The organism is Kushneria pakistanensis (assembly GCF_014652795.1).
In the GTDB taxonomy this organism is placed as follows: Bacteria; Pseudomonadota; Gammaproteobacteria; order Pseudomonadales; family Halomonadaceae; genus Kushneria; species Kushneria pakistanensis.
The window spans coordinates 731,806-751,143 of the sequence record NZ_BMZM01000002.1; the positions used below are offsets into that span (position 1 = coordinate 731,806).

General features: G+C 59.8%; 16 protein-coding genes. 11 read left to right on the forward strand and 5 right to left on the reverse strand.

Translation table 11 applies throughout. The features are described 5' to 3' along the window. Nucleotide 1 precedes the first annotated feature (1 nt). The 10 genes from IE123_RS08745 (at nt 2) to IE123_RS08790 (ending at nt 11,925) form a co-directional block, all read left to right on the forward strand. On the forward strand, nt 2-799 hold the full coding sequence (locus IE123_RS08745) for an HpcH/HpaI aldolase family protein (RefSeq protein WP_189517158.1): 798 nt from the start codon (nt 2-4) through the stop codon (nt 797-799). 78 nt (nt 800-877) lie between these two features. After that, nucleotides 878-2,317, forward strand: coding sequence for an aldehyde dehydrogenase (aldA, locus tag IE123_RS08750; RefSeq protein ID WP_189517160.1), 1,440 nt, complete (start codon nt 878-880; stop codon nt 2,315-2,317). A gap of 58 nt (nt 2,318-2,375) precedes the next feature. Beyond that, nucleotides 2,376-3,863, forward strand: coding sequence for a purine-cytosine permease family protein (locus IE123_RS08755; protein WP_189517162.1), 1,488 nt, complete (start codon nt 2,376-2,378; stop codon nt 3,861-3,863). Continuing rightward, nucleotides 3,860-4,060 (forward strand): hypothetical protein, encoded by a 201-nt coding sequence (locus IE123_RS08760; protein ID WP_189517164.1) that lies wholly within the window; start codon nt 3,860-3,862, stop codon nt 4,058-4,060. The genes IE123_RS08755 and IE123_RS08760 overlap by 4 nt, the downstream gene beginning before the upstream one ends. A gap of 321 nt (nt 4,061-4,381) precedes the next feature. Further along, the gene (hemB, locus tag IE123_RS08765; protein ID WP_189517166.1) at nt 4,382-5,356 is read left to right on the forward strand and encodes a porphobilinogen synthase; all 975 of its coding nucleotides are present in this window, start codon (nt 4,382-4,384) and stop codon (nt 5,354-5,356) included. Nucleotides 5,357-5,681: 325 nt separating this feature from the next. Next, nucleotides 5,682-6,338 (forward strand): DsbA family oxidoreductase, encoded by a 657-nt coding sequence (locus tag IE123_RS08770; RefSeq protein ID WP_189517168.1) that lies wholly within the window; start codon nt 5,682-5,684, stop codon nt 6,336-6,338. Nucleotides 6,339-6,440: 102 nt separating this feature from the next. Next, on the forward strand, nt 6,441-8,627 hold the full coding sequence (locus tag IE123_RS08775) for an OsmC domain/YcaO domain-containing protein (RefSeq protein WP_189517170.1): 2,187 nt from the start codon (nt 6,441-6,443) through the stop codon (nt 8,625-8,627). A gap of 853 nt (nt 8,628-9,480) precedes the next feature. Next, nucleotides 9,481-10,359, forward strand: coding sequence for a nucleotidyltransferase domain-containing protein (locus IE123_RS08780; protein ID WP_189517172.1), 879 nt, complete (start codon nt 9,481-9,483; stop codon nt 10,357-10,359). Continuing rightward, on the forward strand, nt 10,359-11,021 hold the full coding sequence (locus tag IE123_RS08785; RefSeq protein WP_189517174.1) for a Cap15 family cyclic dinucleotide receptor domain-containing protein: 663 nt from the start codon (nt 10,359-10,361) through the stop codon (nt 11,019-11,021). The genes IE123_RS08780 and IE123_RS08785 overlap by 1 nt, the downstream gene beginning before the upstream one ends. A 217-nt stretch (nt 11,022-11,238) precedes the next feature. After that, nucleotides 11,239-11,925: a hypothetical protein gene (locus IE123_RS08790; protein ID WP_189517176.1), complete on the forward strand. Its 687-nt coding sequence runs from the start codon at nt 11,239-11,241 to the stop codon at nt 11,923-11,925. 120 nt (nt 11,926-12,045) lie between these two features. Here the strand turns inward: IE123_RS08790 and IE123_RS08795 are convergent, their stop codons facing one another. Genes IE123_RS08795 through IE123_RS08815 form a run of 5 tightly spaced genes read right to left on the reverse strand, consistent with a single transcriptional unit; the run spans nt 12,046 to nt 17,480 of the window. Beyond that, nucleotides 12,046-12,798, reverse strand: a complete 753-nt coding sequence (locus tag IE123_RS08795; protein ID WP_189517179.1) for an SDR family oxidoreductase — start codon at nt 12,796-12,798, stop codon at nt 12,046-12,048. A gap of 11 nt (nt 12,799-12,809) precedes the next feature. Next, on the reverse strand, nt 12,810-13,904 hold the full coding sequence (locus IE123_RS08800; RefSeq protein ID WP_189517181.1) for a zinc-binding dehydrogenase: 1,095 nt from the start codon (nt 13,902-13,904) through the stop codon (nt 12,810-12,812). Nucleotides 13,905-13,950: 46 nt separating this feature from the next. Further along, nucleotides 13,951-14,940, reverse strand: coding sequence for an ABC transporter permease (locus IE123_RS08805; RefSeq protein WP_189517183.1), 990 nt, complete (start codon nt 14,938-14,940; stop codon nt 13,951-13,953). After that, nucleotides 14,937-16,484 (reverse strand): sugar ABC transporter ATP-binding protein, encoded by a 1,548-nt coding sequence (locus IE123_RS08810; RefSeq protein WP_189517185.1) that lies wholly within the window; start codon nt 16,482-16,484, stop codon nt 14,937-14,939. Before IE123_RS08810 ends, IE123_RS08805 begins: the two co-directional genes overlap by 4 nt. Before the next feature lie 48 nt (nt 16,485-16,532). Then, complete coding sequence (locus IE123_RS08815) at nt 16,533-17,480, reverse strand: ABC transporter substrate-binding protein (protein WP_229819674.1); 948 nt, start codon at nt 17,478-17,480, stop codon at nt 16,533-16,535. Nucleotides 17,481-17,716: 236 nt separating this feature from the next. Here IE123_RS08815 and IE123_RS08820 point away from each other — a divergent pair, with 236 nt between their 5' ends. Then, a complete protein-coding gene (locus tag IE123_RS08820; protein ID WP_189517187.1) occupies nt 17,717-19,333 on the forward strand; it encodes an FGGY-family carbohydrate kinase in 1,617 nt (538 codons plus the stop codon). Nucleotides 19,334-19,338 lie beyond the last annotated feature (5 nt).

Below are 19,338 nucleotides of genomic sequence, written 5' to 3' on the forward strand. Positions count from 1 at the left end.
CATGGAACTGCCGATCAATACGTTCAAACGCTCGCTGGATGGCACAACGCGCTATGGCTGCTGGGCCGGGCTGGGCACGGCGTGGGCGGCCGAAATTCTGGCCACTACCGGTTTTGACTGGCTGCTGATCGACGGCGAGCACGCGCCCAATCCGCTGCCGGCAGTGCTCGGCCAGCTGCAGGCGGTGGCGCCCTACGACAGTGCCCCGGTGGTGCGGGCTGTCAATCACGACCCCGCGCTGATCAAGCAGCTGCTGGATATCGGTGCCCAGACTCTGATGGTGCCGATGGTCGACACGGCCGAGCAGGCCGAGGCGCTGGTGCAGGCCACGCGCTATCCGCCGCACGGCATTCGCGGCGTGGGCGGCGGCCTGACCCGCGCCACCCGCTGGGACGCTATCCCTGACTACATCGACAGCGCCCACCGCGAGCTGTGTCTGATCGTGCAGATCGAATCGCCTCGCGGGATCGACAACGTCGAGGCGATCGCCGCCGTAGACGGGGTCGATGCGATTTTTGTCGGCCCGGCCGATCTCTCCACTGGTGCCGGCCACATCGGCAACCCCGGGCACCCGGACGTCCAGCACATGATCCGCCGCGCCCTCGATGCGGCCAAAGCCAACGGCAAGGGCGCCGGCATTCTTGCGCCCGCGGAAGCTGATGCCCGCGCCTACGCCGAATGGGGCTTCGATTTTATCGCCGTGGGCATCGATATCAGTCTGCTGCGCCAGGGCGCGCTCCAGACACTGTCGCGCTACCGGGATAATCAGAACGATGCAGGCGCGTCTCGTACTTATTGAGGCTTCACACCTTCCGATGAGGCTTCACACCTCTCGAGACGCATTGGTTGAAAGACTGTCATGACAAGGAGAAACCCCATGACTCAGAACGTCACCACCTGGCAAAACTACATCAACGGCGAATTCGTCAGTGCCCATGACCATCTTGACGTCTACAACCCCGCCAACGGCGCGCTGCTCTCCCGCGTGCCGAATTCCTCCCCGGATGAGGTGGATACCGCGTTGAAGGCAGCCCGCGCCGCGCAAAAATCATGGGCGGCGCGCCCGGCGGTAGAGCGTGCCGGCTACCTGCGAGCGCTGGCCGAGAAGATTCGCGGCGAGGCCAAAAAGATTGCGCAGGTGATTACCCAGGAGCAGGGCAAGATCGCCTCACTGGCCGAGGTCGAGGTCAATTTCACCGCCGACTATCTGGATTACATGGCCGAGTGGGCGCGGCGCATCGAGGGCGAGATTATCGAAAGTGATCGTCCGGGGGAGAACATCTTCCTGTTTCGCAAGCCGCTCGGCGTCGTGGCGGGCATCCTGCCGTGGAATTTTCCGTTCTTTTTGATCGCCCGCAAGATGGCGCCGGCGCTGGTGACCGGCAACACGGTCGTGATCAAGCCCAGTGAGGAGACCCCCAACAACTGCTTCGAATTCACTCGCCTGCTTGACGGCATCGGCCTGCCGCCCGGGGTGTTCAACGTGGTCAGCGGCGGCGGCGCCAGTACCGGCCATGCGCTGAGCGCCAGCCCGCTGGTCGACATGATCAGCTTTACCGGCAGCGTGGCGACCGGCACGGCGATCATGAAGGGCGCGGCGGACAACATCACCAAGCTCAACCTGGAACTGGGCGGCAAGGCGCCGGCCATCGTGCTGGATGACGCCGATCTCGACCTTGCCGTCAGTGCCATTCGTGCCTCGCGCATCATCAATACCGGGCAGGTGTGCAACTGCGCCGAGCGGGTCTATGTCCAGCGTGGCGTGGCCGAGGCCTTCAGCCAGAAGATCGCCGCGGCGATGGCCGATACCCGCTATGGCGATCCCTCCGAGCAGCCGGATATCGAAATGGGGCCGCTGATCAACCAGCAGGGGCTGGACAAGGTCGCCGCCATGGTCCGCCGGGCGATTGATGAAGGCGCTGAGCTGGTCACCGGGGGCGATGTGGCCGACCTTGGTGCCGGGTTTCACTACCAGCCCACCGTGCTCAGTGGCTGCCGGGAAGACATGGAGATCATGCGCCACGAGATCTTTGGCCCGGTACTGCCCATTCAGATCGTCGAGGATCTGGACGAAGCCATCCGGCTTGCCAATGACTCCGACTACGGCCTGACCTCCTCGATCTATACCCGGGATCTGGCCAGCGCCATGCGCGCCTGCCGAGAGCTGGACTACGGCGAGACCTACATCAATCGCGAGAACTTCGAGGCGATGCAGGGCTTTCACGCCGGTGCCCGCAAGTCAGGGATAGGCGGGGCGGATGGCAAGCATGGCCTCTATGAGTACACCCGCACGCACGTGGTTTATCTCGATACCTGATGACGACGTTGGCCCTTTGCCAATAACACCTTTTCCAATAACAACAGGGGAGTACGTCATGAGTGATGCAACGTCCGACCCCGCCGCGACCGGCGGTGAATACGAGCGCCAGCCCGTGCCCGAGCGGGCACGACTGGGATTTCGCAGCTTTATTGGCATGTATGCCGGCGAGCACACCGCCGGCACCGAGCTGATGATCGGTCCGCTTTTCGTGCTGGCCGGGGTCTCGGCGTTTGACGTCGTGGCAGGGCTTTTGATCGGCAACGTGTTGGCCGTGTTGAGCTGGCTGTTGTTGACGGCGCCCATCGCGACCCGGGTGCGCCTGACGCTTTACTACCATCTGGAGCGCATCGCCGGTCGGCATACGGTGATCCTCTATAACCTGGCCAACGGCATCGCGTTCTGCTTTCTGGCCGGGGCCATGATTACGGTGTCGGCGACGGCACTGGGGGTGTGGTTCGGCTTTGAGCTGCCCACACTGTCCGACATCGCACCCAACAGTGTGGGCTGGGTGCTCAGCGTGCTGGCGATAGGCCTGGTGATTACACTGGTGGCCGCCTGGGGCTATCGCTTCGTCTCCTGGTTTGCCAACCTGGCCGCGCCCTGGATGGTACTGGTGTTCATCGGCTTTGGCGTCGTGTCGCTCAAGTGGTTTGTCGATGCCACCGGTACCACGCTCGACTCACCAGGGGCGCTCTGGACGCTGGCCGAAACGGCCATCTGGACCGGCGTGCAGGTGCCCGGTCAGCCGGCCTTTACGATCTGGCATGTCATCTTCTTTGCCTGGTTTGCCAACATGGCCATGCACGTGGGCATGTCGGATCTCTCCGTGCTGCGCTTTGCGCGCAAGAGCTGGTACGGCGTGGCGTCAGCGGCCGGCATGTACGTGGGCCATTTCGTGGCATGGCTGGCGGCCTCGATGATGTTTGCCTTTCAGATGTACGATGCAGGCCTGACCAGCGAGGCTGCCATGGTCGCTGCCGCCGATGCCGGCACCATTCCTGCGCCGCTGCCCGGGCCACTGGCCGATCAGGCGCTGGGCGTGGCAGGGCTTTTATGCGTGATCATTGCCGGCTGGACCACTGCCAACCCCACCATCTACCGGGCAGGGCTCGCCTTTCAGGCCATCATGCCGCAGCTCTCGCGTTTCCGGGTGACCATCGGGACCGGGCTTTTGACCACCATGGTAGCGATGTTCCCCGGTGTGGCGATGCAGATGCTCGGGTTCGTCGCGCTCTATGGTCTGCTGCTGATGCCGATCGGGGCCATCATCGTGATCGACTACTGGCTGCTACCGCGGCTGGGGCTCAAGAGCTTTTACGCCGAGTATGCCGGTCGTCGTCTGACCCTGCCGGTGCTGGTCACCTGGCTTGTCACACTGGGAATCTGTCTGGCGCTGGTGCAGTTTGCCGGCATCGAAATCTTCTTTGTAGCACTGCCTGGCTGGTTCATTGCCGCCGTGCTGTATATCGGCCTGAGCATCATGACCCAGAAGCGCTCGGCGCCTGCTCGTGATCCCGTTCGCAGAAAGGAGGGCACCTCATGATTCGACTCCTCAAGCTGATCTCGGTCCTCATGCTGGTGCTGGCGGCGCTGCTGCCGCTACTGTATCTGTTCGACGTGCTGGGCGAGGTGACCATGAAGTGGTGGATGCTGGCGGTCACGCTGGGCTGGTTTGCCGTGACGCCCTGCTGGATGGGGAGAGAAGAAGCTCCGGTGGCATCGGAGGGTGGACACGACTGACAGAGGCGCCTGAATCTGGAAAGGGCGTTGCGTCTGGCAGGCCGCGCCCTTGCTCCTTTACCATGCCGAAAGCAGCTTCTGCGCCGAGCATTCTCTGGAACGTAACGTCAGCGATCCGGACAACACCTTCGAACATCGCGATCGGGTACGGACGCAGGGGGCCTGCCTTTCCTTGCACTTTCTTCACCACCGCCCCGGCTGCGCTTTATCATGGAGATATCCAGGCGCCATGGGGTGACCAAATGCCCTTTTGACCCAGCCCCCGGGCGGCGCTATACCTGGCCCATCATTGATATCGAGACCCCATCTCAAGGAGAGCCCATGCCGGCCCAGTTTCCGCAGGCCCGTCTTCGTCGCCTGCGTTCAAGCGACGCCCTTCGCAGCATCGTGCGTGAAACCTCGCTCAAGGCAGAACACCTGGTTTATCCGATTTTTGTCGAGGAAGACACCGATGAGTACACGCCCATTGAGGGCATGCCCGGGCAGCGGCGCATCCCGGAAAGCAAGCTCGGTGAGGAAGCCAAACGCCTGAGCGCGCTGGGGCTGAAGAGCATCATGCCGTTCGGCATTTCTCATCACAAGGACGAGACCGGCAGTGATGCCCTGAAGGAAGACGGCATGGTGGCGCGCATGGTGCGCATCATCAAACAAGCCGCGCCGGAGCTGGTGGTCATTCCGGACATCTGCTTCTGCGAGTACACCAGTCACGGTCACTGCGGCATTTTGAAGGGCAATACCGTCGACAACGACCTGACCATCAAGAACCTCGGCATTCAGGCCGTGCAGGCCGCGAAGGCCGGTGCCGACATTATCGCGCCGTCCTCCGCGCAGGATGGCCAGGTCGCGGCCATCCGTGAAGCGCTGGATGAGGCGGGCTTCACCGACATCCCCATCATGGCGTATTCCACCAAGCTCGCCTCCGCGCTGTACGGCCCGTTTCGTGAAGCCGCCGGCACCGAGCTAAAGGGGGATCGCAAGACCTACCAGATGGACCCGATGAACCGTCGCGAGGCGCTGCGTGAATCGCTCGCCGATGAGGCCGAAGGCGCGGATTTTCTGATGGTTAAACCGGCGCTGGCGTATCTGGACATCATGGCCGACATCCGCCGCAACAGCCTGCTGCCGCTGGTGGCGTATCAGGTCAGCGGCGAGTACGCGATGATCAAGTTCGCCGCGGCACAGGGTGTGATTGATGAATCCGCCGTGGTGCGCGAAACGCTCGGTTCCATGCGTCGCGCCGGCGCCGATCTAATCATGACCTACTTCGCCCCGCAGCTGCTGGAAGAAGGGCTGTAAGCACCGCCTTTTAAAAAGTCTGAAACGATAACCGCGCCTCGGCGCGGTTTTTGGTGGCGTTGTCTTCGGGCAACCCTGACAGGATGATGGGAACAGTGCTGCCTACGCTTATTTTGATCCGAGTGGGTCAGGCTCACCCCGGTTGGAATGCTCGAAAAAGGCGTTCGGCATAGTCCCGGTACTCCATCCCATAACGGCACAGGTGCTGACCGAGAAGCCGTTCCAGCCATACAAGCGTCACCGCCGCTCACCATCCGAGCTGTGTTTGCTGATATACGTTTCGGGAAAGCTGAGCATTTCCCGGACACTGACGAAGAGATCCATCATGGAAAAGTTGAGAATTGACCTGGTATCCGATGTCGCCTGCCCGTGGTGCGCGATCGGCTATCGTCGCCTGGAGCAAGCACTGGAAACGCTTGATGGCGAAATCGACGTTGAGCTCGTCTGGCAGCCCTTTGAGCTCAACCGGGATATGCCGCCCGAGGGTGAGCCGATTCTGGAACACTTGTGCCGCAAGTACGGCAAGGATGCGGCCACCATGGAGCAGTCCCAGCGTGAGATCATGGCGGTAGCTGAAGAGCTTGGATTGAATTTCCGTGGCGCCGTTGAACGTCGAGCGAACAATACGTTCGATGCCCATCGCGTGCTGGCGTGGGCCGCAACCCAGAACCGCGAGACACCCCTGCAGCTGGCACTGTTTGAGGCCTACTTCGGTGAGGCGAAAAACCCGTCTGATCCGGAAGTGCTACGCGAAAAGGCGATTGCGGTTGGGCTTGACGGTGACACCGCTGAGGCTATCGCACGCTCTGATCAGTACGCGGACGAGGTTCGCGCGGCACAGCAGCAATTTATGGAGGCAGGCGTGAGCGCCGTGCCGGGCTTCATACTCGATGGCCGCTACCTGATTTCCGGCGCCCAGCCCGCCGATGTACTGGTCGATGCGCTTCGTCAGGTGGCGGAAGAAAACGCTAACCGCCAATGATCCAGAAGCGCTAACCCTCTCCCAAGACACACCCCCCTCAAATCCGGATAATGGCGGGCAATTCGCCTTGCGCGACACCCGCCACCAATCCGGTTCTGCCTCATGGAAATCAAGGTCAACTATCTCGACAACCTCCGTCAGGAGGCGAAGTTCGATGACTTCACCGTCATCACCGACCAGCCGATTCGCTACAAGGGCGATGGCTCCGCGCCCGGTCCGTTCGACTACTTTCTGGCCTCCACGGTGCTGTGCGCGGCCTATTTCGTGCGCGTGTACTGCAACGCCCGTGAGATCCCGACCGAGAACATCCGGCTCTCCCAGAACAACATCGTCGACCCGGACAACCGCTACAACCAGATTTTCCGCATTCAGGTCGAGCTGCCGGATGACATCTCCGAGAAGGACCGCACCGGCATTCTGCGCTCGATTGAGCGCTGCTCGGTCAAGCGGGTGATCCAGAACAACCCCGAGTTTCAGATCGAGGTGGTCGATAACATCGACGAGGACGCCCAGGCGCTGCTGATGGGCGGCACGGTGGAAGGGGAGAGCACCTGGATCGAGGGCAAGGACCTGCCGCTGGAGCAGACCATTGCCAACATGACCGGCATTCTCGAGCGCCTCGGCATGAAGATCGAGATCGCCTCCTGGCGCAACATCGTGCCCAACGTCTGGTCGCTGCACATCCGCGATGCGGCATCGCCCATGTGCTTCACCAACGGCAAGGGGTCGACCAAGGAAGCCGCGCTGTGCTCGGCGCTGGGTGAGTTCATCGAGCGCCTGTCCTGCAACTTCTTCTATAACGATCAGTTCTTCGGCCCCGAGATCGCGGGCAGCGATTTCGTCCATTACCCCAGCGAGCGCTGGTTCCAGCCGGGCGAAGACGATGCCCTGCCGGAAGGGCTGCTGGATGATCACTGCCTCGAGATATTCAACCCGGACGGCGAGCTGCGCGCCTCACACCTGATCGACACCAACTCCGGCCGTTGTGATCGCGGCATTGTCGCGCTGCCGTTCACCCGCCACTCGGACGGCGAGACGGTGTGGTTCCCCTCGAACCTGATCGAGAACCTGTACCTCAGTAACGGCATGAGCGCGGGCAACACGCTGGCGGAAGCCCAGGTGCAGTGCCTCTCCGAGATCTTCGAGCGGGCGGTGAAGCGCCAGATCATCGAGCAGGAAATCGCCCTGCCGGATGTACCCGAGGAAGTGCTCGCGCGCTACCCCGGCATCAAGGCCGGCATCGATGCGCTGGAAGCCCAGGGTTTCCCGGTGCTGGTGAAGGATGCTTCCCTCGGCGGCCGCTACCCGGTCGCCTGCGTGACGCTGATGAATCCACGCACTGGTGGCGTGTTCGCCTCGTTCGGCGCGCACCCGAGCCTGCAGGTTGCGATCGAGCGCAGCCTCACCGAGCTGCTTCAGGGCCGCAGCTTTGAAGGCATGGACGATCTGCCCCAGCCGACCTTCAACTCTCAGGCGGTGACGGAGCCGAACAACTTCGTCGAGCACTTCATCGACTCCTCTGGCGTGGTCTCCTGGCGCTTCTTCAGCGCCCGCGCGGATGTTGAGTTCTGCGACTGGGATTTCTCCGGCGCGACAAGCGAGGAAGCCGAGCGGTTGTTCGGGATTCTGGCCGAGGACGGCCATGAGGCCTATGTGACCCACCATGAGGATCTGGGCGCGCCGGTATGCCGCATTCTGGTGCCGGGCTACTCCGAGGTCTATCCGGTGGATGATCTGGTGTGGGACAACACCAACATGGCGCTCAACTACCGCGAGGATATCCTGGGCCTCCACGCGCTGGAGGAAGACCAACTCGCCGATCTTCTGGAGCGGCTGGAGGAGAGCGAGCTCGACGAGCAGATGAAGATCGTCACGCTGATCGGCATCGAGTTCGACGACAACACCGTCTGGTCGGAACTGACGATCGCCGAGCTGAAGCTCCTGATCAGCCTCGCGCTGGGGCAGTACGAGGACGCACTCGACCGCACGCAGATGTTCTTGCAGTTCAACGACAACACCCGCGACCGAGGCCTATTCTATCAGGCGCTCACCGCGGTGCTCGAGATCGCACTGGATGATGAGCTCGAGTTCGAGGACTACTACAAGAACCTCTCGCGCATGTTTGGCGAGGAGAAGATTCTCGCCGCGGTGGGCTCGGTTAATGGTGATGTACGCTTTTACGGCCTCACCGAGACCGGCATGAACCTGGAAGGCATCGACCGGCACCAGCGGTTGATCACCAGCTATCAGAAGCTCCACGCCTGGCGGGCGGCGAATGCCGAACGCTGATTAGAGCGTCAGCATGTTGTGCACAGCGCCCACCAATGAGTGGGCGTTTTTGTTTTGGTTGTCGCTATACGCCGAGCCAACACCTACTTTGTCGATCCTGCCATAACCTACTAGGAGGAATTGCTAACGCATGGCAGTAGCGGTTCTACCTCATACTTTGGTTGGCGTTGCCCCTAATGTATTGGCTGGTTACCGTAAGCAAAGGCCATTTAAGATGGCTTGGACGGCCAAGACATATGCAGGGACTATCGCATAGAAGGCATCAGACCATTGAAGCATGCACAGGTAGGGGCGGTAGCGTGGCTGAAATTCCTTTCTTGCTGTAATGATCAAAATCGATATCTCTTATCCTTGGCCGATACCGCAGCCAAGAGCCATACATCACGACATTAGGTGCATTGGGCCTGATAACCAATTCTGCACGCGTATGACGTCCATGGGATAACGCCACTAGCAGGGATAAAGGAAGACGGAAGCATTCAAAGCCTGATTCTGTGTGGCTGCTGCAACATGACCTTCCAACGAATGATGCTAGTGGAATGCCTGAGACCAAGTGGTTTTATGCAGAACAGATAGCGTGCGCTATAAAAGCGAATGTCATGTTTTATTAAGTAGTAATGGGTTTTCAGAGCTTTGCGGTTTGCAGACTGAAACGTCTCAAACACATGGTGGCTGGCACATGATTAATCAGCTTGGATGGTCGGCCGAGCATGGCTACGTTCCCTTCCACGAAAATTTTATCCAAATTATACAATGACGCTGGATAAATAAAACTATCACACGTGCGCACGTATTCAAGTTAACAAACGAGCCAACAGTCTAAAATGCTGTCAATGTTTTGAAAGGATAAGTAATGAATTTGGAAGATAAGCTATCTGGATGGACAGGCCCCTCAAGTAATACGGAGCAGGAAAAGCAGGATAGAACAGAGCGAATGATTCGCCAAGCAATAGACGCACATGAACCATTCAATAATTGTTCATTGAAGGTTTTCGCGAAAGGGTCTTATGCTAATAATACTAATGTGCGGTCAGATAGTGATGTGGACATAGCGGTAGAGTGCACTGAATGTCAATATTGGGAAGAACATGAAAAAGGTGATCATTTACCTAGTGGAGCATATGAGGGAATTTGGACCCCTGAAAAGTTAAGAGCAGAGGTTCTTTCTGCTATAAATAAAAAATTTCCAGGTGAGGTAGACTCCTCAGGGTCTACCGCAATACAAGTGAATTCTAACTCAGCCCGCGTAGATGCTGATGTGGTTCCATGCTTTAGTTATCGCTACTACATGGGCCATGAATCGAGAGATGGAACAATGTTGTTCAAAGCCGATGGCAGTAGCATCGTTAACTATCCAATTCAGCAAAAGGAAAATGGAATAGCAAAAAACAACCGAACTGGATATGCCTATAAGAAGGGGGCGCGCCTGCTAAAGCGTATTGAAAACGCAATGGCACAAAATGGTACGTTTCGTGAAATGCCATCTTTTTTTATGGAATGCTTGGCTTATAATTGCCCAGATAGTGCATTTGCTCACCCGACGTGGACAGAACGACTTCAAGCTATGCTTATTTATATTTTTAATAATCTTCAAGGGGATGGAGAGCCGGTCTCTGGCCGCTGGGTGGAGGTCAATGAGTGCTTTTTCTTGTTTCGCAACAACCAAGAATGGACCCGAAGGGATGGCCGAGATTTTGCTAAATCAGCGTGGGACTATTTTAGGTTCAAATAATGCGCAACGTAAAAATAAAAAGCTCTTTGTATCTGTTGGTGGGAATATCAGCAGTCGCTTGGGTTTTACTTGCTCACTTTAGCGGGCTGGATCTGTCAGAGATAAAAGATTTTTTGGGGCTTGTTCCGAAAGTGGTAAGTATCGACTTATTTGTGGTGGCAGTTTTTGTAAAATGGGGCTGGAAGTTTAAGATATTTAGAGGATGGCTTGTTTCTTTTCCCGACCTTAGCGGGAGTTGGGTGGGTTTCATACATTCCGATTGGAAGGACCCAAGGACAGGAGAAAAACCGAACCCTATCCCCGTGATGCTCACCATAAATCAGTCCTTCTTTCATATCAGTTGCAAAATGACTACAAGCGAAATGGAGAGCTCTTCATACTCTGAAGGCTTTATTATTGACCCTGATCGGCAGGTCAAAAACTTGGCATATTCGTACAATAGTAAGCCAAGGCTTAGTTTGAATCAACGTAGCGTTCCTCATGATGGGGCGGCAGTGTTCAAAATAATAGAACGGCCATGGTTGAGACTGGCAGGCAGATATTGGACGGAAAGGTTAACCAAAGGTGAAATCGCTCTTGAATATCACTCAAAGGATTTGCTAGAAGAGCTTCCTGAGGATTTAGGAGAACATCCGGTGACAGAGGAAGAGAATCGACGATAATAAATTATTTTGAGGCAAGGAAAGCAGTTAATATCTAGTTTTGGCCAATCAATTTAATGAATTGGAAAACTGCCGCCTGAAAATCCGTGAATTAAAGTCTGCAGCTAAATTGCAGTAATAAAGCACACCTGATAGACGAATTTTTCGCTGCTTCTCAGGTTATTTAAAAAGCAATGAGTTAGCTCTTATTGATATGAGATTTTCAGATTTCGTTGTAATGCTTGGCGCCATTTCCTTCTTCTGGTTCAACGAGGGGGTTGTAGCTAAGTCCCCTCGCTGGCAGAAATTAGTCAGTGTAACGGAGTTTGGCGTTCTAAAAGCATTTACATGGCGCGCAAATGCTGATGTTCGAGCGGAACTGGATGTTCTGATTTCTCATTTTAAAAAAATTTCGATAGCTACAGGAATACTGACAGCTGTTGCAGTTTTTTCCAAATCACAGGCTCTAATTTTGTGGACGTCAAGTGGTTTTTTTATATGTTTCCTTGCTTGGTTCTCTTTCGAATGGTGCTTCAAGCACAGTAAGACACTGCAACCATTGGTTCCTATGGTAGGTTGGTCGCTATTTGGACCTTGGGCCATTTTACTGCTTGATTATTTTGAGCCTAAAGCTGGATTAATGCGTGCTTTTTATCCGTTTTTTCAAATGATTGGGCTAGTGCCAGCATCCAGTATTGAGGCTGCATGGTGGATGTTTTTAGGGTTTCTGATCTTCTTTAGTATCTATTACATTTTTATTTGGGTGTTTGTAACTCCTTTTGCTTACAGTATCCTCATCGCATTAAAGGTAAGCGCCATGTTGTCAAAATGGGTACTTTCTCATGTGAAGAGATCACTGGTTTATGACGTATCGGTGGCCATTCAAGTTTTTGCGTTTTGTTACCTTTATTGGATTGGCCGATAAACTAGTAACCCCGTCAGTATTGATTGATTTTCAGTTGCTGCTAACGTCTCTGCTCTAAATGTGGCTACCAATGCGAAAACCTACCCTCAAAACCTCTATCCCAAGGCAAAAGAATAAATCCTACCTCGCCGTATACCCCCCATCGATCGGCAGACACACCCCGCTGATCATGGCGGCGCCGTCGCTGAGCAGAAAGAGGATCGGTTCGACCACATCGGCAAGCTCGGCAAAGCGGTGCAGCGGTATGGCCGCCAGCAGCGGGTCACGCTTTTCCGGTGCGGACCACACCTTCTGCGCCATGGGTGTGAGCGTGACGGTCGGGTTGACGCTGTTGACCCGAATCTCATGGGCGCCCCATTCCAGACACAGCGACCGCGTGATGGCGTCCATCGCCGCCTTGGAGGCGCTGTAGGCCAGATGATCATCCAGCCCCACAAGGGAGGCCTGACTCGAGACGTTGACGATGCTGCCGCCTTTATTGGCCTCGATCATGCTGCGCGCCACGCAGCGCGCTGCCATGGCAGCGGCGCGGGCGTTGGTCTGAAAGACCTGATCGATCGCATCGGCCGGCAGGGTCAGAGCGGGCTCGACGTGGGTGATGCCGGCGCTGTTGACCAGTCCGTCAAAGGGGCCGTATTCACTGATCGCTTGCTCAAGTGCGTCGGTGTCGGTCAGTTCCAGCGCGCAGGTGGTGCAGCCGGCGGCATCAAGTGCGGCCAGCGCATCAACGTTGCGCCCGAGTGCAACCACTTCGGCGTGCTGTTCGCGCAGGGCCAGCGCCACGGCCTGGCCGATGCCGCTGGTCGCGCCGGTGACCAGATAGCGCCGGCCTCTGAGGCCGGCGTATTGCGTAGTCGTCAGAGTCTCGCTCATCTTGGCCTCGCTTACGGTACCAGCAGCACCTTGATGGATTCAGCGGCGGTCGCCATGCGGAAACCTTCCTCGAATTCTGCCAGCGGCAGCTCGTGGGTGACGATGCCGTCGGTGGTCACCAGCCCGCGCGCCATCAGATCGATCGCCACCGGGAAGGTGTGCGGGGAGAGGTGTGCGCCGCGCACGTCGAGCTCCTTGCGATCGCCGATGATCGACCAGTCCACCGTGGTCTCCTTGCCGAACACGCTGAACTCCACAAAGCGCCCCAGCTTGCGGATGATCTCAAGCCCCTGACGCACGCCGCTGGGCGCGCCGGTGGCTTCGATATAGACATCGCAGCCGTAGCCGCCGGTGAGCTCCTTTACGCGGGCGTTGACGTCATCCCTTGAGGGGTTGAGCACCACATCGGCGCCAAACCGTTTGGCCAGCTCAAGGCGCTCATCGATCATGTCGACCACGATCAGCTGCTTCGGCGTCTTGAGCAGTGCGACCTGCACCATGGCCAGGCCAATCGGGCCGGCACCGGCGATCACCACCGTGTCATCAAGCTGAATGTCGCCGCGATTGACGGCGTGAATGCCGCAGGCCAGCGGTTCGATAAAGGCGGACTGGGCCAGGTTCAGGCTTTCCGGGATGCGGTGCAGGCGCGCCTTCGCCGGAATGCGCATGTACTCGGCCATGCCGCCCTCGGCGACCTCGTGCTGAAAGCCCAGAATGTTGTGCACCTCGCACATCCAGTAGTGGCCGCTGTCGCAATAGCGGCACTTGCCGCACGGCACGATCTGTTCGGCAATCGCCTGATCGCCCACACGCACGTCAAAGTGTTCCTCCGCGCCCGGGCCCATCTCGATCACTTCACCGAAGAACTCGTGACCGGCCACCACCGGCGCCTGCACCCAGGCGGGCTGGCCGTTGCCGCCCCAGAACATCTCGGCGCCGCCGCGGCACTTCACGTCGCTGGCGCAGATGCCGCAGGCGCCGATTTTCAGGATCACTTCCCCCGGCCCGGCGGTCGGGCGGGGCACCGACTCCAGCCGGTAGTCATTGGGGGCGTGGCACACCACCGCCTGCATGGTGGCACTGGAGGTTGCGGTTGCATCGGTCATGGTCGGACTCCGGTGGCAGAGAGGTTGCAGATAAAAAGGAAGGCGTTCAGGCACTGCGCCCGCGCCCGATATAGATGGCCAGCAAAATGATGCCGCCCTTGACCACATCCTGAAGGTAGGGCGACACGCCCATCAGGTTGAGGCCGTTGTTCAGAATCGCCAGCAGCATGGCGCCGACCAGGGTGCCGAGAATCGCGCCGCGTCCGCCGGCAATTGCCGCGCCGCCCAGCACCACCGCGGCAATGGCATCCAGCTCGAATCCGGTGCCGGCGTTGGGCTGGCCGCTCATCAGGCGCGAGGTGATCACCAGACCCGCGATCGCGGCGGTCAGGCCACTGATGGTGTAGACCAGCAGCTTGTAGCGCGGCACGCGGATGCCGGTCAGGCGGGTGGCTTCCTCGTTGCCGCCGATGGCATAGACGTAGCGGCCAAAGGAGGTGTGATGCAGCACGATGTAGGCGACCAGATAGACCAGCAGCATGATCAGGATCGGTACCTGAATGCCCATGACCTCGCCGCGGCCGAAAAAGGCAAAGCCGGCCGGCAGCCCGGAGATCGGGTAGCCACCGGTGTAGATCAGCCCCAGCCCACGGGCGATGCCCATGGTAGCCAGCGTCACGATAATCGGCGGCATGCGGGCAAAGGCCACGCAGGCACCGTTGAAGGCGCCAAAGGTCATGCCCAGCAGCAGGCCCACGATCACCGCCACGGTGGGCGGCCAGCCGGCGGCCATCAGCCCCGCCATCAGCGTGCCGGAGAGTGCCATCACCGGCCCGACCGAGAGATCGATGCCGCCGGTGAAGATCGCAAAGCTCATGCCCACGGCGATGATGCCGATGATCGCGCCCTGGCGGGCGACGTTGGTGAGGTTGTTGGGCAGCAGGAAGTTGTCATTGACCAGCGCCATGACGATGAACACGGCAATAAACCCGACCAGCGGGAAAAAGACCGGCGAATGCAGCAATCGCGAGGCGCGCGAGCGGCGCTGGCGTCGGGGTTTGGGGTTGATCGCTGAAGTAGAGCTCGGGGTGGTCATGAGGCGCGCTCCAGGTGGGCCGCCGGCTCGGCGGCACCGGTCGGGTTGTCCAGTGAGATCTGGCGGGTGGCGTGGGTCATGATGGTGCCGGCCTGAATGTCATCACCGGCAAGCTCGGCCACCACGTGGCCGTGGTTGAACACCAGCACGCGGTCGCACAGGCCGGTAATCTCGGGCAGCTCCGAGGAGATCATGACAATCGAGATACCCTGGGCGGTGAGGGTTTTCATCAGCGCGTAGATCTCGGACTTGGCGCCCACATCGATGCCGCGGGTCGGTTCATCAAAGATCAGCACCCGACAGCCGCGCTCCAGCCAGCGGGCGATCACCACCTTTTGCTGGTTGCCGCCGGAAAGCGTGCCGACCACGGTGTCACTGCCCGGGGCCTTGACCCGTACCCGGTCCATCAGCGCCTCGGCCGCCTCACGCTCGCGGCGCCGGCTGATCAGCCCGGCAGCGGTGTGAAAACGCGACAGATGGTTGATCGAAATGTTGTCCGCGCAGGTGAAAGGCAGGATCAGCCCCTGCTGCTTGCGGTTTTCCGGCAGCAGGCCAATGCCGCGTTTGAGTGCATCAGCGGGAGACTTGAGCGTCACCTTGTGGCCTTCAAGCGTCATGCGCCGTTCGGCCACCGGATGCGCGCCGATCATGGCCAGCGCCATTTCGCTGCGCCCGGACCCCACCAGCCCGGCAAACCCCAGGATCTCGCCGCGCCCCAGCCGGATATGGTCGGTGTGCCGCCGCCCGGCCATGCGGATATGTGCCTCGAGCACCAGATCGCTCTTGTCGGGGGCTGGCTGGCGTTCGGGGAAGATGTTGTCGACCCGTCGGCCCACCATCCTCTCGACCAGCGCGCCGGCATCGGTGTCGGCCACGTTAAGCGTGGCGACATACTCGCCGTCGCGCAGCACGGTGACGCGATCGCAGATCTCGAAGATCTCTTCCATGTGATGGGAGATGAACACCATCGCCACGCCCTGGGCACGCAGCTGGCGCATGATGGCAAAGAGTCGCTCGACCTCGGTGGGGGTAAGCGGGGCAGTGGGTTCATCGAGCACCAGCACGCGGGCATCGAGTGACAGCGCCTTGGCGATCTCGACAAACTGCTGATCGGCCACGCTCAGATGATGCACGCGAATCTGCGGGTCGATATCGATATCCAGGCGCTCAAACAGCGCGTTGGCCTGTTTGAGCATCTCGCCATGGCGAATCAGTCCCAGGGCGTTGCGCGGCTCGCGCCCCAGGAAGATGTTGTCCACCACGGACAGCCCGGGGATCAGGCTGAATTCCTGAAAGACGATCCCCACGCCCGCGGCGCAGGCGCGACGGTAGCTGGTGAAATGCTGTGGCGTGCCATCGATGAGAATCTCGCCGCTGTCGGGCTGGTGGATGCCGCAGAGAATCTTCATCAGCGTCGACTTGCCGGCGCCGTTTTCCCCCAGCAGGGCGTGAATCTCGCCGGCTTCCACATGCAGGCTGACCTCATGAAGGGCGCGCACGCCGGGGAATGTTTTGCTGACCTTCTCCAGTGCAAGCAGGGCCATGGGAGCCTCCAGAGCGCGCCTTGTTCAGGGCGCGCCGGGGTTGCAGGGTTACCAGGTGAAGTCGTTGGCGTTGTCGGCGGTGACCAGCGTCACGTCGATCGGCACCTCATCGGGTGACTCCTCGCCGCGATACTTCTTCACGGCAAGCTCAAGCGCCTGAGTGACCATGGTGGCCGGGTGCTGGGCGGCAATCGCGATCAGCGGCGAGTTGGGGTGGGCCAGCGCCTTGACCGCTTCCGGGTTGCCGTCAACGCTTGCGAGCTTCACATCCATGCCGGAGGACTGGATGGCGACCAGCGCACCGAGCGAGCCCACGTCGTTGACGCTGAAGATGCCGGCCAGATCCGGATGGGCCTGCAGCATGTTCTCGGTCACGTTCATGGCGGTGGAGCGGTCCTGGTGGCCATTCTGCTTGTCGACCACCTCGATACCTTCAAACTCGCCCAGCGCCTTCTGGCAGCCCTCGACGCGCTGCAAAATGGGAATGACCGGGATGCCGTCAAGAATGGCGACCTTGCCTTCGCCGCCGAGCTGCTCGCCCATGTAGTGGCAGGACTGGTAGCCGGCATCAAAGTTTTTCGAGCCTACAAACCCATCGATCGGCCCTTCGGCCTGAGCATCCACCGCGACCACTGGCACGCCGGCGTCATGTGCCGACATGACCGCGGACTGAATGCCCACCGAGTCGGTCGGGTTGAGCAGCAGAATATCGACCCCGCGCTGAAGCATGTCCTCGACGTCATTGATCTGCTTGGCAATGTCGTGGCGGGCGTCGGTGAAGACGAGACTGGCACCCATCTCGTTGACCGCCGCTTCCAGCGCGCGCTGCATGGTGACGAAGTAGACGTTGTTGAGTTCCTGAAAGGACATGCCGATGACGAGTTCATCGTCGGGCTTGTCATGGGATGGGGCGGCTTGGGCTGCCGGTACGGCAAGCAGCGTGCTGACAAGTGCAGCACTCAAAAGGCCTCTGGCGCGTGGCATCGTGATAGGCATGGCATCTTCCCCGGCTGATCATGAAGGCATGGCCCGTGCCATGCGCGGTGGATAACGCGCGGGCCCGTGTCTGCATGCTGCCGTGGGCGATCGCGCCAATGTTAACGTTGTCATTGGCCATTTAGCGGGGTTTTGCACACACTGACAATTCGCCTTTGGGTGATTGGACCAAGGTCGGCAGGGCAGGTCTTTTGCAATGTGGCAGGGTAGCGCCACGCCATTATCAGGGAGCCGTCATGAGCGCCTATTACCTGGGAATCGATGTAGGGTCGGCCAGCGTCAGGGCCGGCGTGTTTGACGCACGCGGGCGCTGTGTGGCGCAGGCGGCCTGCGAGATCGCGCAGTACCGCCCGCGGCCCGGCTTTGTCGAGCAGTCCAGTGACAACATCTGGTCGCAGTGCGTGGTGGCGGTGCGTGCGGCGGTAAGCCAGGCCGGCATCAGCAGTGAGGCGGTCCGGGCGATCGGCTTTGACGCGACCTGCTCGCTGGTGGCGCTGGGTGAAAAGGGCACGCCGGTGTCGGTGTCGCCGGACAACGATGATGACCACAACATCGTGATGTGGATGGATCATCGCGCCATCGAGGAGGCCGATGAGATTGCCGGGACCCAACACCCGGCGCTGGACTACATCGGCGGACAGGTCAGCCCGGAGCTCGAGCTGCCCAAGCTGTTGTGGCTTCATCGCCACCGGCCGGATCAGTTTGAGCGCGCCGCGCTCTTTCTCGATCTGGCCGATTTCATGGTGGCGCGTGCCATTGGTGATCTGGACGGCACCCATGAGCCGGAGCGCAGCGTGTGCACCCAGGTGTGCAAGTGGCTTTATCTCGCCCATGAGGGGCGCTGGCCGGAGGATCTGCTCGAGCGTCTCGGCCTGGATGAGCTGATGTCGCGCCCGGCGATGCAGGGCGAGATTCGTGCGCCCGGTTCCAAAGCCGGCACGCTCTCAAGGGAGGCGGCCGAGGCGATGGGGCTCTCCCCCCAGACGGTGGTGGCCACCGGCCTGATCGATGCCCACGCCGGTGCGCTCGGCATGCTGGGGGAGGACCCGGAGGGCAGTCTGGCCGTGATTGCCGGCACCTCGGCCTGTCATATCGCCTTCTCTCATGAGCCCTGCTTTGTGCCCGGCGTGTGGGGCCCGTACTGGGGCGCGGTGCTGCCGGATGGCTGGATCAACGAGGGCGGACAGAGTGCGGTGGGCGCGCTGATCGATCACGTGATTGCCGACAGCGGGGCGGTTGAGGCGCTGATGAGTGAGGCCGAGACGGCAGGGGTCAGCCACTTCGAGCTGCTCAACCGCCGGCTGGATGCACTGGAGGAAGACAGCCGCGACGAGCTGACCCGGCATCTGCACCTGCTGGACTATCACCACGGCAATCGCTCGCCGCTGGCGGACGCCTCGCTCAAGGGGATGGTCAGCGGGCTGGATCTGGGTAATGACATCGATGCGCTGGCACTGCGCTATCTCGCCACGCTGCAGGCGGTCAGCCTGGGCACGCGCCATATTGTCGAGACGCTTAATGCCCATGGCCATGACATCAAGCGGCTGAGGCTGTGCGGCGGGGCGCTCAAGAACGCGCGCTGGCTCCAGGAGTTAAGCGATGCCACCGAGCTTGTGATCGAGCTGCCCGAGGAGCGCGAGACCGTGCTGCTGGGCAGCGCCATGCTGGCCGCCACCGCCTGCGGCGATCATGCCGGACTTCGTGAGGCGGCCGCGGCGATGAGTGCCACGGCCCGTACCATCCACCCGGACGTGACCCGACAGGCGTTTTTTGAGGCCAAGTACCGTGTCTATCGTCAGATGCACGCCGATCAGCTGCGCTATCGCGAGCTGATGGAAGCCCGCGCTGAATGATGCGG